Origin of the sequence: Streptomyces sp. NPDC091209 (assembly GCF_044757755.1) — a bacterium.
In the GTDB taxonomy this organism is placed as follows: Bacteria; Actinomycetota; Actinomycetes; order Streptomycetales; family Streptomycetaceae; genus Streptomyces.
The window spans coordinates 105,966-124,482 of sequence record NZ_JBIVVR010000002.1; the positions used below are offsets into that span (position 1 = coordinate 105,966).

10 protein-coding genes are annotated in these 18,517 nt (G+C 70.6%); 1 reads left to right on the plus strand and 9 read right to left on the minus strand.

Annotated elements, in window-relative coordinates:
• Positions 1-235: 235 nt before the first annotated feature.
• From ACIQRL_RS07475 to bldG, 9 genes are all read right to left on the minus strand, one after another.
• Positions 236-1,441 (minus strand): DNA polymerase III subunit delta', encoded by a 1,206-nt coding sequence (locus ACIQRL_RS07475; RefSeq protein ID WP_261704718.1) that lies wholly within the window; start codon positions 1,439-1,441, stop codon positions 236-238.
• 285 nt (positions 1,442-1,726) lie between these two features.
• Positions 1,727-5,116 carry a dTMP kinase gene (gene tmk, locus ACIQRL_RS07480; protein WP_401328392.1) on the minus strand — a complete coding sequence of 1,130 codons (3,390 nt, stop codon included), beginning with the start codon at positions 5,114-5,116 and terminating at the stop codon, positions 1,727-1,729.
• A 107-nt stretch (positions 5,117-5,223) separates the two neighbouring features.
• Complete coding sequence (gene topA / locus ACIQRL_RS07485; protein WP_401328395.1) at positions 5,224-8,022, minus strand: type I DNA topoisomerase; 2,799 nt, start codon at positions 8,020-8,022, stop codon at positions 5,224-5,226.
• 248 nt (positions 8,023-8,270) lie between these two features.
• Positions 8,271-8,468, minus strand: a complete 198-nt coding sequence (locus ACIQRL_RS07490; RefSeq protein ID WP_401328398.1) for a hypothetical protein — start codon at positions 8,466-8,468, stop codon at positions 8,271-8,273.
• Between the two features lie 1,119 nt (positions 8,469-9,587).
• On the minus strand, positions 9,588-11,117 hold the full coding sequence (locus ACIQRL_RS07495; RefSeq protein ID WP_401328400.1) for a methyltransferase: 1,530 nt from the start codon (positions 11,115-11,117) through the stop codon (positions 9,588-9,590).
• A gap of 222 nt (positions 11,118-11,339) precedes the next feature.
• Positions 11,340-11,933, minus strand: a complete 594-nt coding sequence (locus ACIQRL_RS07500) for a small secreted protein (RefSeq protein ID WP_401328402.1) — start codon at positions 11,931-11,933, stop codon at positions 11,340-11,342.
• Between the two features lie 230 nt (positions 11,934-12,163).
• Positions 12,164-14,572: a sodium-translocating pyrophosphatase gene (locus ACIQRL_RS07505; RefSeq protein ID WP_401328405.1), complete on the minus strand. Its 2,409-nt coding sequence runs from the start codon at positions 14,570-14,572 to the stop codon at positions 12,164-12,166.
• Between the two features lie 313 nt (positions 14,573-14,885).
• Positions 14,886-15,323 (minus strand): ATP-binding protein, encoded by a 438-nt coding sequence (locus ACIQRL_RS07510; protein ID WP_401328408.1) that lies wholly within the window; start codon positions 15,321-15,323, stop codon positions 14,886-14,888.
• Between the two features lie 117 nt (positions 15,324-15,440).
• Entirely contained in the window at positions 15,441-15,794 is a 354-nt protein-coding gene (bldG, locus tag ACIQRL_RS07515) for an anti-sigma factor antagonist BldG (RefSeq protein ID WP_028799135.1), read from the minus strand.
• Positions 15,795-15,874: 80 nt separating this feature from the next.
• Here bldG and ACIQRL_RS07520 point away from each other — a divergent pair, with 80 nt between their 5' ends.
• Positions 15,875-18,328, plus strand: a complete 2,454-nt coding sequence (locus tag ACIQRL_RS07520; RefSeq protein WP_401328410.1) for a DEAD/DEAH box helicase — start codon at positions 15,875-15,877, stop codon at positions 18,326-18,328.
• Positions 18,329-18,517: the final 189 nt, after the last annotated feature.

Below are 18,517 nucleotides of genomic sequence, written 5' to 3' on the forward strand. Positions count from 1 at the left end.
CGAATGACCTGGGCCGCATGCACCCGTCGGATGATCGGGGCCGCGTTTCCTGGCCGGTTGGCGGGGTCACACAGCGCCGCCGCGCCCCGCACCGTAGGCGGGCCGTGCACAGCCGCCGCGCCGGACACGGCAGGCGGGACGCACACCGCCGACGCGGCGTGCACCGCCGCCGGGCCGTATCGCCAGGGCAGTCGGTGCGGGCAGGACGGCTGGAATACCGGCGCGCCCACGGGGATCAGCCCGCTCGGAGCGCCATCGTCATCGCCTCCACCGCGAGCAGCGGGGCGACGTTGCGGTCGAGTGCCTCCCGGCACGCGGCGATCGCGTCGATGCGGCGCAGGGTCGACTCCGGCGAACTGCCGCGGGCCAGCCGCTCCAGTGTGTCCCCCGCCTCCACGTTGGCGATGGCCAGGCGGGAGCCGAGCTGAAGGGCGAGTACATCGCGGTAGAAGCCGGTGAGGTCGATCAGCGCCAGATCGAGGCTGTCGCGCTGTGTACGCGTTCTTCGGCGTTTCTGCCGGTCCTCCAGCTCCTTCATGACGCCCGCCGTGCCGCGCGGCATCCGGCCGCCCTGAACCGCGCCGAGTGCCGTCTTCAGGTCCTCGGTCTCCTTGACGTCGACTTCCTCGGCGAGCTGTTTCGCGTCCTCCGAAGCCGTGTCGATCAGCTCCTGGGCCGCCTTGAGGCAGCCGCCGATGTCGTCGATCCGCAGCGGGAGCTTGAGGACGGCGGCGCGGCGCTGCCGGGCGCTCGGGTCCGTGGCGAGGCGGCGGGCGCGCCCGATGTGGCCCTGTGTCGCGCGCGCGGCGGCCGCCGCGACGTCGGGCTCGATGCCGTCACGGCGTACGAGGATGTCGGCGACCGCTTCCACCGGCGGGGTGCGCAGCGTGAGCAGTCGGCAGCGGGAGCGGATGGTGGGCAGCACGTCCTCGATGGACGGTGCGCAGAGCAGCCAGACCGTGCGGGGAGCGGGCTCCTCGACGGCCTTCAGCAGGACGTTGCCCGCACCCTCCGTGAGACGGTCCGCGTCCTCCAGGACGATGACCTGCCAACGGCCGACGGCGGGGGACAGCTGGGCTCGGCGGACCAGGTCGCGGGTCTCCTTGACGCCGATGGAGAGCAGGTCGGTGCGGACGATCTGCACATCGGCATGGGTCCCGACCAGGCTCGTATGACAGCCGTCGCAGAACCCGCAGCCGGGGATTCCGCCGAGAGCGCGGTCGGGGCTCACACACTGCAACGCGGCCGCGAACGCGCGTGCCGCCGTGGAGCGGCCCGAGCCGGGCGGGCCCGTGAACAGCCAGGCGTGCGTCATCTTGGACGCCTCGGGGAGCGGGGCCTTCGCGGCGACCGCGGTGACAAGGGCGTCGGCGTCCCGGGCAGCGGCGGCAAGCTGCTCGCTCACCTTCTCCTGGCCCACCAGGTCGTCCCACACAGGCATGGGCTCCGCCCTTCCGTCGCATTTTGTCTCGCGTCGTCCATTGTGCGGGTCGCCACTGACAATCGGGCCCACCCGCCAGTTCACCGGACTCGGGGCAGCGAACACGGCTGCCGGCTGCCGGCTTCTGACTACTGGTGTCGACCACCGGCCACTGAGCACTGGCCACAGACCACTGGCCAACAACACCGGCACAGGACGCCGGCGGAGCAACGTTCTGCCCCGCCGCGCCTCCTCACCAGTCCAGCCCGGCCAGCCCGACCGATCCGGCCAGTCCGTGGGCGGGGACTAGCGTCGCCGCCCGCCGCGTCCCTGTCCGTGGCCCTCGTCCCAGTCGTCCTCTTCCTCGCGCGGGCCCAGCAGTTCGTCCGCCAGGGTCGGGAGGTCGTCGAGCGGGGTCTCCTCGGCCCAGTCAGGGCGGGGCCTGCGGCGCGGGGCGCCCGTCTCGTCCACCTGCGGCAGTTCCCGCGTGCGGTCGACGGGACCCTCGGGCCGGGCCGTCGGCCGCTCGTCCCGGAAGTAGCCCCGAGGCATCCGGTCCGCCGGATCCCCGGCCGACGCGTCGGCCCTGGCCCCCGCACCCCCGTCCCGTACCGGAGGAAGCACGGTCGTCTCGTCGGCCGCACCCGGCGCCGGGGACACGGGCGGCAGCACCGTCGTCTCGTCCGCCGCCCCGCCCGGAACCGGCGGCTTCGGCAGCGTGGCCGTGTCCTCGCCGTCGGAGCGGGACGCCGGGCGCGAAGCCGCGCGGCCCTCAGCCGGTCGTACGGGCGGAAGCACCACGGTCTCGTCGGCCGCCGGGTTGGTGACGACCGGCGTGGGGAGAGTCGTCTCGTTGTCCGGTACGGAAGCCGCCGCGGCCCATGAAGGCACGGAGGCGGACGAAGAAGCGGAAGCAGCGGACGGTGAGGGAGCAGTCGACGGAGCAGCCGACCGGGACGGAGATGCCGAGGCCGTCGAGGCCTCACCGGCATCGCGTCCCGACCCGGCGCCGGCGCCCGAACCGGTCGGGGCTCCGCCCCTCGGACCGGCTCCGGTACCCGTCCCGGTGCTCGACACCGCGGCCTCGGCCGAAGCCGCCGCGGCCGCCGAGGCGGCAGCCGCCTCCGCGGCGATCCGCCGGGCCTCCTCCGCGCGCAGCAACGCCTCCTCGGCCTTGCGCTGCTTCTCCAGACGGCGCGCCTCGGCCTCGGCGCGCAGTCGCGCCTCCTCCTCGGCCTGCCTGCGCACCCGCTCCTGCTCCGCGGCGCGCATCTCCTCCTCGGCGAGAAGCCGGACCCGCTCCTCCTCGGCGCGGCGGCGGGCCTCCTCGGCGCGCTGCCGGGCCTCCTCCGCCTGGCGCTCGGCCTCGCGCCGCTGGGCCTCTTCCAGTTCGCGCTGCTTGCGCTCCTCCTCCTCGGCGCGCAGTTTCGCGAGCTGCGCCTGGCGCTCGCGCTCCAGACGCTCCTCCTCCGCCTTGCGAGCCGCCTCTTCCTCGGCCTTGCGCCGGGCTTCCTCCTCGGCCGCCCTGCGCGCCTCCTCCTGGGCCTTCACCTCGGCCTCGGAGAGGGGCAGCATCACGTCGAGCCGGTGCCGTACGACCGTGGTGACGGCCTCGGGCTCCTGTGCGGCGTCGACGACCAGGTAGCGGCTCGGGTCGGCGGCGGCGAGCGTCAGGAAGCCGGACCGCACGCGCGTGTGGAACTCGACAGGCTCCGACTCCAGGCGGTCGGGCGCCTCGGTGAACCGCTCGCGGGCGGCTTCCGGCGACACGTCGAGCAGGACGGTCAGATGCGGTACGAGCCCGTCCGTCGCCCACCGGTTGATCCGGGCGATCTCCGTCGGGGACAGGTCACGGCCCGCGCCCTGGTAGGCCACGGAGGAGTCGATGTAGCGGTCGGAGATGACGACGGCGCCGCGCTCCAGCGCGGGCCGCACCACCGTGTCGACGTGCTCCGCGCGGTCGGCGGCGTACAGCAGGGCCTCCGCGCGGTGCGAGAGACCCGCGGACGACACGTCGAGAAGGATCGAGCGCAACCGCTTGCCGACCGGCGTGGCGCCCGGCTCGCGGGTCACCACGACCTCGTGGCCCTTGCTCCGGATCCAGTCGGCGAGGGCCTGCGCCTGGGTGGACTTGCCTGCCCCGTCGCCGCCCTCCAGAGCGATGAAGAAGCCGTTCGTCGTGGGCACCTGCGCCGGGTCGTCACCGCCGCGCAGGGCGTCCAGCAGGTCCTTGCGCAGCGGCACCCCGGAACGGTCGTCGGCCTTGGCGAGCACCACGGCGGCGACCGGCAGCAAAAGCGCGCCGACCAGCATCAGGGTGAAGGCGGCGCCTCCGTGCGCGAACACGAACTTGCCGCTTTCCAGGCGGTGCGGGCCGATCGCGGCGGCCACCAACGGCGCCACGATCGCGCCGACCGCCACGAAGACCCGTACGACCGCGTGGAGGTGTTCCGTCGTACGGGCTCGGCGGTAGTCCTCGGCCTCCTGGTCGAGGAGCGCGTGCCCGGTGTTGGCGGCCACACCCGCGCCGACACCGGCGAAGGCGACGATCAGCAGCACCGTGGTGACGTCCGGAACAAGGCCCGCGGCCAGCAGCGCGACCCCGGTGAAGGCGATCGCGAGCGCGAGCAGCCTGCGCCGCGACAGCGACGGGAGCAGCGAGGGGGCCGTGCGGATCCCGACGACGACCCCGCCGGTCAGGGCCAGCACCAGCAGCCCGTACAGCACCGGTCCGCCGCCCAGGTCGATGGCGTCCAGCACCGAGACGGCGACGGCGGCCGAGATCGCCCCGGCGACGGCCGCGCAGGCCGGCACCAGGAGCGGAATGGCGCCGGTGCGGCCCTTGTCGATGCCGGTGCCCGTCTTCGGGCGGCGCAGTCCTTCGAGCGGCGACCGCGCGCGCGGGGTGCGGGCGTCGGGCAGCTCGAGGAAGGTGATCACCGAGAGGGAGGCCGCGAAGAGTCCGGCCGCGACGTACGAGGCGAGCGCCGCCTGGTGCTGGTCGAACCAGTCGATCCCGGCGCCCAGCAGGTTGCTGACGAGGGAGACGACGACCAGGGTGACGGCCGCGATCGGCACCGCCGCGAAGGCCGTACGCAGGGACAGCCGCCGCAGCGCGTCCATGTGGTCCGGCAGCGGGCGCACCGTGGCGCCCTCCAGCGGGGGCGCGGGCAGCAGTGCGGGCGCCGCGCTCTCCCGGCACACGGTCCAGAACCGCTCGGCGACACCGGACACGAAGACGATGACCAGCAGGACGGCGAGCGCGTGGTCCGGGGTCCAGGCGATGAACAGGGGCGCGACGATGAGGAGCGCGGCCCGCAGGCCGTCGGCTCCGAGCATGGTCCAGCGCCGGTCGAGGAGGCCGTCGGGCGAGGTCAGCGATGTGAGGGGCCCAAGAAGCACGGCCCCGAAGAGCAGCGTCGCGAGGACGCGCGCTCCAAAGACGGCCGCCACCGCGAGGGCGGCCCCGCGGGCGCCACCGCCGAAGGAGCCCTCGGAGATCGCCGCCTGGAGGGCTAGGACGACCAGGACCAGAAGGGCCAGCGCGTCCGCGACACCTCCCACGAGGTGGGCGCTCCACAACCGCTTCAACTGCGGCTGACGCAACAGCGCGCGGACGGCACGCTCGCGTGAATCCGCGACCAGGGCGTCGTCGGGGGCCCAGTCCTGGGCCGTTGGCTGCTCGGATCGCGTCATCCTGCCAGCCTATCCGGACCCACTGACTCCCCGAAGGGGTGCCCGAACATACGGACGCCCCCACACGAAATGGTGTAGGGGCGTCCACTTCTGCGAAAGGGGAGGACTCAGCCTTCGGAGGCCGCCGTCTTCTTCGCTGCGGTCTTCTTGGCGGGCGCCTTCTTCGCAGCCGTCTTCGAAGCCGTCGTCTTGGCGGCCGCCTTCTTGGCCGGTGCCTTCTTGGCGGGCGCCTTCTTCGCGGCGGCCTTCTTCGCCGGACTCTTGGCACGCTTCTCGGCGAGCAGCTCGTAGCCGCGCTCCGGCGTGATCTCCTCGACGCTGTCGTCCGAACGCAGCGTCGCGTTGGTCTCGCCATCGGTCACGTACGGCCCGAAACGGCCGTCCTTGACCACGACCGGCTTCCCGCTGACCGGGTCGTCGCCGAGCTCCTTCAGCGGCGGCTTGGCGGCCGCGCGGCCCCGCTGCTTGGGCTGGGAGTAGATCTCCAGAGCCTCTTCCAGCGTGATGGTGAAGAGCTGGTCCTCGGCGGTGAGCGAGCGCGAGTCCGTGCCCTTCTTCAGATACGGCCCGTAGCGCCCGTTCTGCGCGGTGATCTCGACGCCCTCGGCGTCCTTGCCGACGACGCGCGGCAGGGACATCAGCTTGAGGGCGTCGTCCAGGGTCACCGTGTCGAGCGCCATCGACTTGAAGAGCGAGGCGGTACGCGGCTTGACGGCGTTCTTGCCCGTCTTCGGGGTGCCCTCGGGGAGCACCTCGGTGACGTACGGGCCGTAGCGGCCGGCCCTTGCGATGATCTGGCGGCCCGTCTCGGGGTCGGCGCCGAGCTCGAAGTCACCGCTCGGCTTGGCGAGCAGTTCCTCGGCGAGTTCGACCGTCAGCTCGTCCGGTGCCAGATCCTCGGGCACATCGGCGCGCTGGTGGTTCTCGGAGTCCTTCTCGCCGCGCTCGACGTACGGGCCGTAGCGGCCGACGCGCAGCACGATGTCGTTGCCGACCGGGAAGGAGGACACCTCGCGGGCGTCGATGGCGCCCAGGTCGGTGACGAGCTCCTTGAGGCCGCCCAGGTGGTCGCCGTCGCCGTTGCCGGCCTCGGCGGCGCCGGTCGCCTCGCCCTCACCGAAGTAGAACCGCCGCAGCCACGGCACGGCCTGCGCCTCGCCGCGCGCGATGCGGTCGAGGTCGTCCTCCATCTTGGCGGTGAAGTCGTAGTCGACGAGCCGCCCGAAGTGCTTCTCCAGGAGGTTGACCACGGCGAACGACAAGAAGGAGGGCACCAGGGCCGTCCCCTTCTTGAAGACGTAACCGCGGTCGAGGATCGTGCCGATGATCGACGCGTACGTCGACGGGCGGCCGATCTCGCGCTCTTCGAGCTCCTTGACCAGGGACGCCTCGGTGTAGCGGGCCGGCGGCTTGGTGGCGTGGCCGTCGACCGTGATCTCCTCGGCGGACAGCGGGTCGCCCTCGCCGACCTGCGGAAGGCGGCGCTCGCGGTCGTCGAGCTCGGCGTTCGGGTCGTCCGCGCCCTCGACGTACGCCTTCAGGAAGCCGTGGAAGGTGATCGTCTTGCCGGACGCGCTGAACTCGGCGTCACGGCCGTCGGCGGCCCGGCCGGCGATCTTCACGGTGACGGAGTTGCCGACCGCGTCCTTCATCTGGGACGCGACGGTCCGCTTCCAGATCAGCTCGTAGAGCCTGAACTGGTCGCCGGTCAGTCCCGTCTCGGCGGGGGTGCGGAAACGATCGCCCGAGGGGCGGATCGCCTCGTGCGCCTCCTGCGCGTTCTTGACCTTCCCGGCGTACGTACGCGGCTGCGCCGGCAGGTAGTCGGCGCCGTAGAGCTGCGTGACCTGGGCGCGGGCGGCCGTGATCGCCGTCTCCGACAGGGTCGTGGAGTCCGTACGCATATAGGTGATGAAGCCGTTCTCGTACAGCTTCTGGGCCACCTGCATGGTCGCCTTCGCGCCGAAGCCGAGCTTGCGCGAGGCCTCCTGCTGCAGCGTCGTCGTACGGAACGGCGCGTACGGCGAGCGGCGGTACGGCTTGGACTCGACCGAGCGGACCGCGAAGTCCGTGTCCTGGAGGGCGGCGGCGAGCGCACGGGCGTTCGTCTCGTCCAGGTGGAGCGTGTTCGCGCCCTTGATCTGGCCCAGCGAGTCGAAGTCGCGGCCTTGCGCGACGCGCTTGCCGTCGACCGCGGTGAGGCGGGCGACCAAGTTCGACGGGTCACTGGCGTCGCCGGTGCGGCCGGTGCCGAAGGTGCCGGTCAGGTCCCAGTACTCGGCGGAACGGAAGGCGATGCGCTCGCGCTCCCGCTCGACGACGAGCCGGGTGGCCACGGACTGGACGCGGCCCGCCGACAGCCGCGGCATGACCTTCTTCCACAGGACCGGCGAGACCTCGTAGCCGTAGAGGCGGTCGAGGATGCGGCGGGTCTCCTGGGCGTCGACCATCCGCTGGTTCAGCTCGCGCGGGTTGGCGACGGCGCTGCGGATCGCGTCCTTGGTGATCTCGTGGAAGACCATCCGGTGGACGGGAACCTTGGGCTTCAGGACCTCCAGGAGGTGCCACGCGATGGCCTCGCCCTCGCGGTCCTCATCGGTGGCGAGGAAGAGCTCGTCGGAATCCTTCAGCAGGTCCTTGAGCTTCTTGACCTGGGCCTTCTTGTCAGCGTTGACCACATAGATCGGCTGGAAGTCGTTCTCGACGTCCACGCCGAGGCGGCGCACCTCGCCGGTGTACTTCTCGGGCACCTCCGCGGCGCCGTTCGGAAGGTCACGGATGTGCCCGACGCTCGCTTCGACGACATAGCCGGGGCCGAGATAGCCCTTGATCGTCTTCGCCTTGGCAGGCGACTCGACGATGACGAGTCGGCGGCCGCCGTGTGCGGTGTCGCTGGTCGGGGACAACTTCGCTCTTCTCTCCGGTCGACGCGGAATCTCCCCGGGGCTTGATTCCCGAGGGGTCGGGTCATGCTGACGCTGCGGAGTGTGACGGTACATCCCGCCCCCGTGTCAAACGGGAAAAGCCCGCAACGGCCACTCGAACGGTAACCCGACTACCGCCATTCCTGCCGCCCGGAGTGTCGACCAGCTCTTTCGGGCCTATCCGGAGGGTAACTTCCCAGTTACCGAAGTCGTTGTGCTCACGCGCGGTGTCACACGCGCGTGAAGCACCACATTCCGAGCGCCAGCGCCCCGCTTCCGGCGACGCTCGCGAGGGTCGCCGATGCGACGCGGTTCACACCGTGGGCGACCGGTTCCCCCTGCCGCACCCGCACCACCGTCCAGGCCAGGATTCCGCCTCCGAACAGGGCGAACACCACCCCCGCGAAGATCGCCGGTCCGCTTTCCATGGCTCTTTCCTTCCGCCTGGGGTTCTCAGGCTCGGGAGGCTGACACGCCCCGGCAGCGGCTGCACGAACCCACGGTGAACGCCGGGCGACCGGCGTCCCATGGGGCGCCCACACCACATCTGACACCGTCCTCCACCCGGCCGTCCGCTTCTCATCGGCGTGGCGAGCGGCGCGCCGACTGTGGCGAATCCGTCGCTCCCGTCCCCTCGTGGCCCGGCCGGCCGGGCCACGACGTCGCCTCCGCTCCCGGTCCCCCGGTCCACTTCGAACCGCCCGGCGCGGCGATTTCCCCGCCACCGATCTGCTCCTTCTCGTCGCTTTCCGCAGCCGCTTTCCCACGGCCCGAGCCGATCTCCCTCTCCATATCCGTATCCGTCCGCCCGCGCCGCGGCGGCAATAGCGAAGGGGCCGGACCGGAAGGTTCACCGCGCGGCGAGCCTGGGACGGGAGGCGGAAGACGCCGGGGATCCCGACGGCGACGAAGTCGGTGCTATGGCGATTGGCGCTTGCGGAGGAGGGGCGATTGGGGTTGGGGTGGGGTTGCGGCTGAGGTTGCGGCGCGAAGGAGGCTGCGGCTGGGGAGAAAGCTCCGGCTGCTGCGGGGGCCGTTCGATGACTGGGGCGGTGCAGTGTCGGTGTCGGTGTCGGTGAGCCACGGTTAGCCAGGCTCCGGCTGACGCGCGGCGCCGGAGTCGGCGAGCTGAGTGGCCTGCGCGACCGGGATGGCCGGAAGCGTTCGCCGTCCATCGAATGTTGGCCGGATTCCCTTCCCGGTGATCATGCCTATCCGGTGTCCGGCGGAGGGCGGTGGCGGAGCGAGCCGATCTCCCCGGCGTGATCGAACGCTGGAACCTCGCCCGGCGGACGCCCGCACCCCGAACACGGCACAGCGACACCCGCCCGCCCCGCCTCGAACCGCTCCTGGCGAGTGACGCCTTCGGGAGGAGCTACCCGACGGAATCGGGCCTGCGGGCCCACGGGACCGCAGGACCGCAGGACCGCACAGCCGGAGGGTCAGTCAGAGACGGGGCTCCGCAGGGCCCGCGGAGCAGTCGGCCTCGCCCCACCCCGGCGCAAGCCACGCCAAGCCAGCCTCACCCCGCCCCCGGCACCACCCGGCTACTCGACCGGCTCCAGGAATCCCTGCTCGACCAGCAGGCGGATCTGGGCGGGCGTCCGGTCGCGCAACAAGACCTGGTCCTCGCCGACCAGTTGGGCGATGGCGTCGAGAATCCGCCCCGCGCTCAGCGTGCCGTCGCACACGCCGGCGAAGCCCGCGCCGACCGTGTCCACCTTGGTGGCCCGGCGCATTCCGCGGTGCTGACGCAGCACCACATGCTCCGGGTCCTCGGCGCCGGGCAGTCCGACCTGCTCCTGCACGACCTCGGCCACGAGTCTGAAATGACCGGCGAGCAGACCCGCGTCGTCGTGCCGCCGCAGATAGTCGACCCGGTCGAAGTGCTCGCGCACGGCCTCGCCGAGCGGCTGCTCGACGGAGTGCGGCCACTCCTCGACCGTGATCGAGGGCTCGGCCGCCGCCGACCTGCGCAGCGTGATCCATCCGAAGCCGATGGCCTTCACCTTGCGTGCCTCGAACTCGTCGAGCCACGCGTCGTACCGCGCCTGGTAGTCCGCCGGGTCGGCACGGTGGTCACCCGCGTCGCGCAGCCACAACTCCGCGTACTGCGTGACGTCCTGAACCTCCCGCTGCACGATCCACGCGTCGCAGCCGCGCGGCACCCAGGAACGCAGCCGGTCCTGCCAGTCCTCGCCTTCCACGTGCTGCCAGTTGGCCAGGAACTGGGCGTACCCCCCTTCGTTCAGCCGTTCCCCCGACTCCTGAACGAGCGTGCGGCACAGATCGTCCCCGCCCATTCCGCCGTCGCGGTACGTCAGCCGGGCGCCCGGCGAGATCACGAAGGGCGGGTTCGAGACGATCAGGTCGTACGTCTCGTCGGCGTGGACCGGCTCGAAGAGGGAGCCCTGGCGCAGGTCGGCGGCCGGAGCTCCGGAGAGCGCGAGAGTGAGCGCGGCGATGTGCAGCGCACGGGGGTTGAGGTCGGTCGCCGTCACGCGCGTGGCGTGCTGCGCGACGTGCAGGGCCTGGATTCCGGAGCCCGTACCGAGGTCGAGCGCGGAGTCGACGGGGGTACGCACGGTGATGCCGGCCAACGTCGTGGACGCTCCTCCCACACCGAGGACGACACCTTCCTCCCGGCTGCCGATGCCGCCCGCGCCGCCGACGGCGCATCCGAGGTCGGACACGATGAACCAGTCCTCACCCCCGGGCCCGCCATAGGGCCGGATGTCGACGCTCGCCGCGACCTCGTCCCCGCCGGTCCGGGTCAGCCAGCCGCATTCCAGGGCGTCCTCGACGGGCAGCACGTCCGCCACGCGCGCGTGCGGCACGGGCTGCTGCAGCAGGAACAGCCGTACGAGCGTCTCCAGCGGTGTGTCCCCACGGGTCGCCCGCAGGGCGGGCACGGTCTCGCTGCGTGCCAGCGCCGCGTACGCGGGGGCGCCGAGCAGGTCGAGGAGTCCGTCCGCGGTGAAGGAGGCGTCGAGCAGGGCGCTCCGCAGCCGGGCGGCGATGTCGGCACGATCGGACGAGGGCAACGGTGACAGGCTGGTGTGACTCACGCCTCCCATTGTGTCCGCTATCGCCCACCGGCACGCACACCTGTGGACAACCATCACCTGTGACCGTCGCCTGGGGACAGCGCATCACCGACGGCCGTCACCCGCGCACAGGACATGCCGAGAGCCCGGCGCACACGAGCGCCGGGCTCTCCTTCGGTCGAACGGGCGATCGATGCCCTGAGAGGTCCTGTGAAGACTCGGCTCCGGGCCGTCGCCGAGGGCCTCGGAGACTCAGCCCGTGGTCGCCGCGGACGAGGACGCCGACTTGCAGCTCTCCTGCTGCGCCATCGCCTTGCCCACGTCGCCCTCCTCCAACTGCCTCAAGGCGTCGTTCCCGCTCTGGCTCAGTTTGGCGAGTTGGGTCGCGATGCCCTTCAGGCCGTCGGCGAACTTGGCCTGGTCCTTGGTGTCGAGCTTGTCGACCTGGTTCTTCAGGGCGGCGTACGACGTGGAGATGCCGTTGAGCTCCTTGACCGCGTTGGTCTGCTTGGTCTGGCCGCCGTCGACGTCCGGCGGTCCCGCGTTGTCGACGGCGGTGCCGATCGCCTTGTAGGCGTCGGACATGTCCTGGAAGGCCTGTGCGTCGGTCGACTGAACGGCATCCGGCGTGCTGTTGTCCGAGGTCTGCTTCTGGATCGCGGCGTTCGCGTCCTCGATCTTCTGCGCCTGCGGCTTCACCGCGTCACAGACCTGCTTGGCCCAGGAGTTCAACTTGTCGTTGCCGTTGCTGCCGCTGCTGCCACATCCCGACAGCGCGAGCACCAGTACCGCACCGCCGGACAGTACGGCCGCGAGCTTCTTGTTCACCGGTTTGGTCCCTTCCATGGCTCTCGGCCCCGGAACATACACGCCATGTGGGCGACACCCATATGCCGGATGTCCACTAAGACACTCATTGAAGCCATTTGCACCAAGCGAGAGAAGGCTCACGGCGGCGGTGTGAACGCACACAGGGCGGGCGCACAGCACGTCAACACGCGCTGTCCACCCGCCCGTTGGCCCATCCCCTGACCAGGCACGAAAGTCCGTACCCCATCAGGCGCAGAACCTGTGAGCTAGGAAACCACCGCCGGATCGGCCGACTTGGCGACCCCTTCGTCGTTGTCTTCCTCGTCACCCATGACGATCCCGCGCCGCTTGGAGATGTACACGGCACTCACGATCACCAGGAGCGCGAGAATGGCGATGAACACCCGTACGCCGACACTCTTGTCGTTGCCGTACGAGAATTTGACGATCGCCGGAGCGACCAGCAGCGACACCAGGTTCATGACCTTCAGCAGCGGGTTGATCGCGGGGCCCGCCGTGTCCTTGAAGGGGTCACCGACCGTGTCACCGATCACCGTCGCGGCGTGGGCCTCACTGCCCTTGCCGCCGTGGTGGCCGTCCTCGACCAGTTTCTTGGCGTTGTCCCACGCGCCACCGGAGTTGGCGAGGAAGACCGCCATCAGCGTGCCGGTGCCGATCGCGCCCGCGAGGAACGAGCCGAGCGCGCCGACGCCGAGCGTGAAACCGATCGCGATCGGCGTGAGCACCGCGAGCAGCCCTGGTGTGGCCAGTTCGCGCAGCGCGTCCTTGGTGCAGATGTCGACGACGCGCCCGTACTCGGGCTTCTCGGTGTAGTCCATGATCCCGGGGTGTTCGCGGAACTGCCGCCGCACCTCGTAGACCACCGCCCCGGCGGACCGCGACACCGCGTTGATCGCCAGCCCCGAGAAGAGGAAGACGACCGCGGCGCCCGCGATGAGACCCACCAGGTTGTTGGGCTGCGAGATGTCCATCATCAGGTTCAGCGGCGCGCCGGGACCCGAGACCTTCTCGCCCACGTCGCTCGCGGCCGTGGTGATCGCGTCACGGTACGAGCCGAAGAGGGCCGAGGCCGCGAGGACCGCGGTGGCGATGGCGATGCCCTTGGTGATGGCCTTGGTGGTGTTGCCGACGGCGTCCAGGTCGGTGAGCACCTGCGCGCCCGCGCCCTCGACGTCGCCGGACATCTCGGCGATGCCCTGCGCGTTGTCGGAGACGGGGCCGAAGGTGTCCATCGCGACGATGACACCGACCGTGGTGAGCAGGCCCGTTCCGGCGAGCGCCACCGCGAACAGCGCCAGCAGGATCGACGTACCGCCCAGCAGGAACGCCCCGTACACGCCGAGGCCGATCAACAGGGCGGTGTAGACGGCCGATTCGAGACCGATGGAGATACCGGCGAGGATGACGGTGGCCGCGCCGGTCAGCGAACTCTTGCCGATGTCCCGGACGGGACGGCGGCTGGTCTCGGTGAAGTAGCCGGTCAACTGCTGGATGAGCGCGGCCAGCACGATGCCGATCGCGACGGCGACGACCGCGAGAATTCTCGGATCACCGCCCTTGGCCTTGATCGCCGCGTCCGTGACACCGTCCAGCTCTCCGTAGGTTCCCGGAAGGTAGATGTAGACGGCCAGGGCGACCAGCACGAGCGAGATCACCGCGGAGATGAAGAACCCGCGGTTGATCGCGGACATGCCGCTGCGGTCGGTGCGCCGGGGCGCCACCGCGAAGATGCCGATCATCGCGGTGAGGACGCCGATCGCGGGCACGATCAGCGGGAACGCGAGTCCGGCGTCGCCGAACGCCACCTTGCCGAGGATCAGCGCGGCGACGAGCGTGACGGCGTACGACTCGAAGAGGTCGGCGGCCATGCCGGCGCAGTCGCCGACGTTGTCGCCCACGTTGTCGGCGATGGTCGCGGCATTGCGCGGATCGTCCTCCGGAATGCCCTGCTCGACCTTGCCGACCAGGTCGGCTCCGACATCGGCGGCCTTGGTGAAGATGCCGCCGCCGACACGCATGAACATGGCGATCAGTGCCGCGCCGAGACCGAAGCCCTCCAGAACCTTCGGCGCGTTGGCGGCGTACACGAGCACCACACAGGAGGCGCCCAGCAGACCGAGCCCCACCGTGAACATGCCGACGACGCCACCGGTGCGGAAAGCGATCTTCATGGCTTTGTGCGAGACGGCGGTGAGATCCCTTTCGGGCTCACCCTCCGCCGGGGTCGCTTCCCGTGCCGCGGCGGCCACGCGGACATTGCTCCGTACGGCGAGCCACATACCGACGTAGCCGGTGGTCGCCGAGAACGCCGCGCCGATCAAGAAGAAGATCGACCGTCCGGCGCGCTGATTCCAGTCGTCCGCGGGCAGCAGCATGAGCAGGAAGAACACCACGACGGCGAATACGCCGAGCGTGCGCATCTGACGTCCCAGGTAGGCATTCGCGCCCTCCTGGATCGCCGTCGCGATCTTCTTCATGCTGTCGGTGCCCTCGCCGGCCGCGAGAACCTGGCGCACCAGGATCCCGGCGACCACGAGCGCCGCCAAGGCGACGACCGCGATGACCATCACGATGAGACGGTTGCCGTCCGTCAGAACTGCGGCTGCGAAGGTTGTGGGGTGGTCAAACTGATGAGGGGTAGAAAGCCCCGCCATTCGTCCTCCTTGACGCTTGGGCTGAGCTCAAGATGTGGACGGATTCTAGGTACCGGAACCTGATCAAAACAGTGCGCGGTAAGCGGAATTAGCCGTCACTTGCTCTTCAGCGAATGATCGACAGGCGTCCATGGACCCAAATGCAGTAATGCCCCAGAAGCGTTGACGCGTGATCCAATGATCGCGCAATTGATCGTGAATCAATTCACGAAACGCCGTGCACGATCACCATATGGACGAGTGCAAGATCCCGGACATGCCGAAGGGCCCCACCGAGTAGGGCCCTTCGGGGCAGAAAAAAGAGGGGCGGTTGTCAGGGAAGAGCCACGGCCGGCGGCGTAGTGGGCCAGCTCATCCTGATCAGTCCGCCGTGCTCTCCGGCGATGACTTCCACGTCGTCGACGAGGCCGCTGATGACCGCGAGGCCCATCTCGTCCTCCTCGGTCTCCGCGTCCGAGCCACGCGAGGCGGCGCCGGACGCCGCCCCTCCGGGCACCGAACCCGGCACCTCGTCACCGACCTCGATGGAGAACTGCTTCTCCTCCTCGATCAGCGTCACCTGCACCGGCGCCGTGATGCCGCTGCTCTGGTGCAGCCCGACGGCACGAGTACAGGCCTCGCCTACGGCGAGTCTGACCTCGTCGAGGACGGCCTCGTCCACTCCGGCCCTGCGCGCCACCGCTGCCGCCACCAGTCGGGCGGTCCTGACGTGCTCGGGCAGCGCGCTGAAGCGGAGTTCAACGGTGGCCATGCATCCCCCTCCGAACTACGGGCGTGCTGTACTACGGGCGTGCTACCAGGGGACCGGGCCGTGGGCCCGGACCCCCACTGCTGCGAAGCCCGGGCCCACGACCCGGGAGACCGGTGGTCAGTCGGTCGCGTTGACCGCCTCCTCCACCGAGGTGTGGATCGGGAACACCTTGGTGAGACCAGTAATACGGAAGATCTTCAGAATGCGCTCCTGGTTGCAGACCAGACGCAGCGAGCCCTCATGGGCCCGGACGCGCTTCAGGCCGCCCACCAGCACGCCGAGACCGGTGGAGTCGAGGAAGTCCACGCCCTCCATGTCGACGACGAGGTGGAAGCTGCCGTCGTTCACCAGCTCGACCAGCTGCTCCCGCAGCTTGGGCGCGGTATATACATCGATTTCGCCGCCGACCTCGACGACCGTACGGTCGCCATTAGGGCCGGACACATTGCGAGTCGACAGGGACAGGTCCACGGATCCTCCAGCACCTTGCTATCGAGCGGTCGCCCCATGGGACACCTCGGCAGAGCCCCCGGGACGGTTCGCCAGCCGCGATGGCATTCAATCACTTACCGGCAGGCGTGCACGACGCCTTGGGCCCATTGTCCGTCACGCCAGTGACACACTCGATGCCGATGGCCAAGAATCACCGATCCGATCGATCCTCGGCGGACACCGCTTCCCGCCCTTCGCCGAGCACCGTCCTGGACCGGCTCGCCTCGGGGCCGAGCCGGGCTTCGCGCATCACTCATACGGAGCACTTGCCCCCGCGAGCGGGTCGCCATGCCGTCTGGCCCGACCGGATCCGTTCGGAGGTCATCGCCGCGGTGCAGGCGGCGGGCATCGAACACCCCTGGGCCCACCAGGTACGCGTCGCCGAGCACGCCCTGGACGGCGAGTCGGTGATCGTGGCTACCGGCACCGCCTCCGGCAAGTCCCTGGCGTACCTCGCCCCGGTCCTGACGGCCCTCCTGGAGGGCTCCGAGGCCCCGAACGGCCGGGGTGCCACCGCCCTCTACCTGGCCCCCACCAAGGCCCTTGCAGCCGACCAGCGCCGGGCGGTGAAGGAACTTTCACAACCACTGGGCAATGCCGTACGCCCAGCCGTGTACGACGGTGACACGCCCTTCGAGGAACGCGAATGGGTGCGCCAGTACGCCAACTACGTCCTGACCAACCCCGACATGCTGCACCGCGGGATATTGCCCTCCCACCCCCGCTGGTCCTCCTTCCTGCGCTCCCTGCGCTATGTCGTGATCGACGAGTGCCACACCTACCGCGGCGTCTTCGGCTCCCACGTCGCCCAGGTGCTGCGCCGTCTGCGCCGCCTCTGTGCCCGCTACGGCGCCTCTCCCGTCTTCCTGCTGGCCTCCGCGACCGCCGCCGAGCCCTCGCTCGCGGCACGCCGCCTGACGGGCCTCCCGGTCGTCGAGGTAACCGACGACGCCTCCCCACGAGGGGAACTTGTGTTCGCCCTGTGGGAGCCCCCGCTCACCGAACTTCACGGCGAGAAAGGTGCACCCGTTCGGCGTACCGCCACCGCCGAGACGGCCGACCTGCTGACCGACCTCACCGTCCAGGGCATGCGCTCGATCGCCTTCGTACGGTCCCGGCGTGGCGCCGAACTGATCGCGGTGATCGCCCAGGAACGCCTGGCCGAGATCGACCGCTCACTGGCCCGGCGCGTCGCCGCCTATCGCGGCGGCTACCTCCCCGAGGAACGCCGTGCCCTGGAGAGCGCGCTGCACTCCGGCGAGCTCCTCGGCCTCGCCGCCACCACCGCCCTCGAACTCGGCGTCGACATCTCCGGCCTCGACGCCGTCGTCATCTCCGGCTACCCGGGCACCCGCGCCTCCCTATGGCAGCAGGCGGGCCGCGCGGGCCGCTCCGGGGAGGGCGCGCTGGCGATCCTGGTCGCCCGCGACGACCCACTGGACACCTTCCTCGTCCATCACCCCGAGGCCCTGTTCGACCAACCGGTGGAATCCACGGTCCTCGACCCCGACAACCCCTACGTCCTGGCCCCGCACCTGTGCGCCGCCGCCTCCGAGATCCCGCTCACGGACGACGACCTGGAGCTCTTCGGACCCGCCACCGCCGGTCTGCTGCCGCAGCTGGAGGCCGCGAAGCTGCTGCGCCGCCGGGCAACGGCCTGGCACTGGACGCGCCGGGAGCGCGCTGTCGACCTGACCGACATTCGCGGGGGTGGCGGGAGTCCGGTGCAGGTCGTCGAGGCCGGGACCGGGCGCCTGCTCGGCACGGTGGACGAGGGCGCCGCGCACACCGCCGTCCACGAGGGCGCGGTCCATCTGCACCAGGGCCGTACGTACCTGGTGCGCAAGCTGGACCTGGAGGACTCCGTCGCCCTGGTCGAGGAGGCAAGCCCGCCGTATTCGACGGTCGCCCGCGACACCACGTCCATCGCCGTCCTCGAGACCGACGTCGAAGTCCCCTGGGGCGCCGGCCGGTTGTGCTACGGCTCCGTCGAAGTGACCAACCAGGTCGTCTCCTTTCTGCGTCGACGTGTCATCACCGGCGAGGTGCTCGGCGAGACGAAACTCGACCTCCCTCCTCGTACGCTCCGTACACGTGCCGTCTGGTGGACGGTCACCGAGGACCAGCTGGACGCGGCCCGGATCAACCCGGAGATCCTCGGCGGCGCGCTGCACGCCGCCGAACACGCGTCGATCGGCATGCTGCCGCTCTTCGCCACCTGCGACCGCTGGGACATCGGCGGCGTCTCGGTCCCCCTCCACCCGGACACGCTCCTGCCCACGGTCTTCGTGTACGACGGCCACCCGGGCGGCGCGGGATTCGCCGAGCGCGCCTTCCACACGGCCCGCGCCTGGCTCACGGCCACCCGCCAGGCCATCGCCTCCTGCGAGTGCGACGCCGGCTGCCCCTCCTGCATCCAGTCCCCCAAATGCGGCAACGGGAACGACCCACTGCACAAGCGAGGCGCCGTACGCCTGCTCACCGAACTGCTGCGGGCGGCACCCGAGCAGTGAGGGCCGGACGAGTGAAAGCCAGGCGCGTGAGGGGCAAACGAGTGAGACACGAGCACGCAGGGGCCGAACGGGTGAACGTCGGGTGCGTGACGGCGGCGGGAGCCGTTGGCCGGGATCGTCTGGCGAACGTCCTGGCCGTCCGCGTCGGGTGAGAGCCGGCGGCAAAAGGCCGACGGGCGAGAGCTGAGG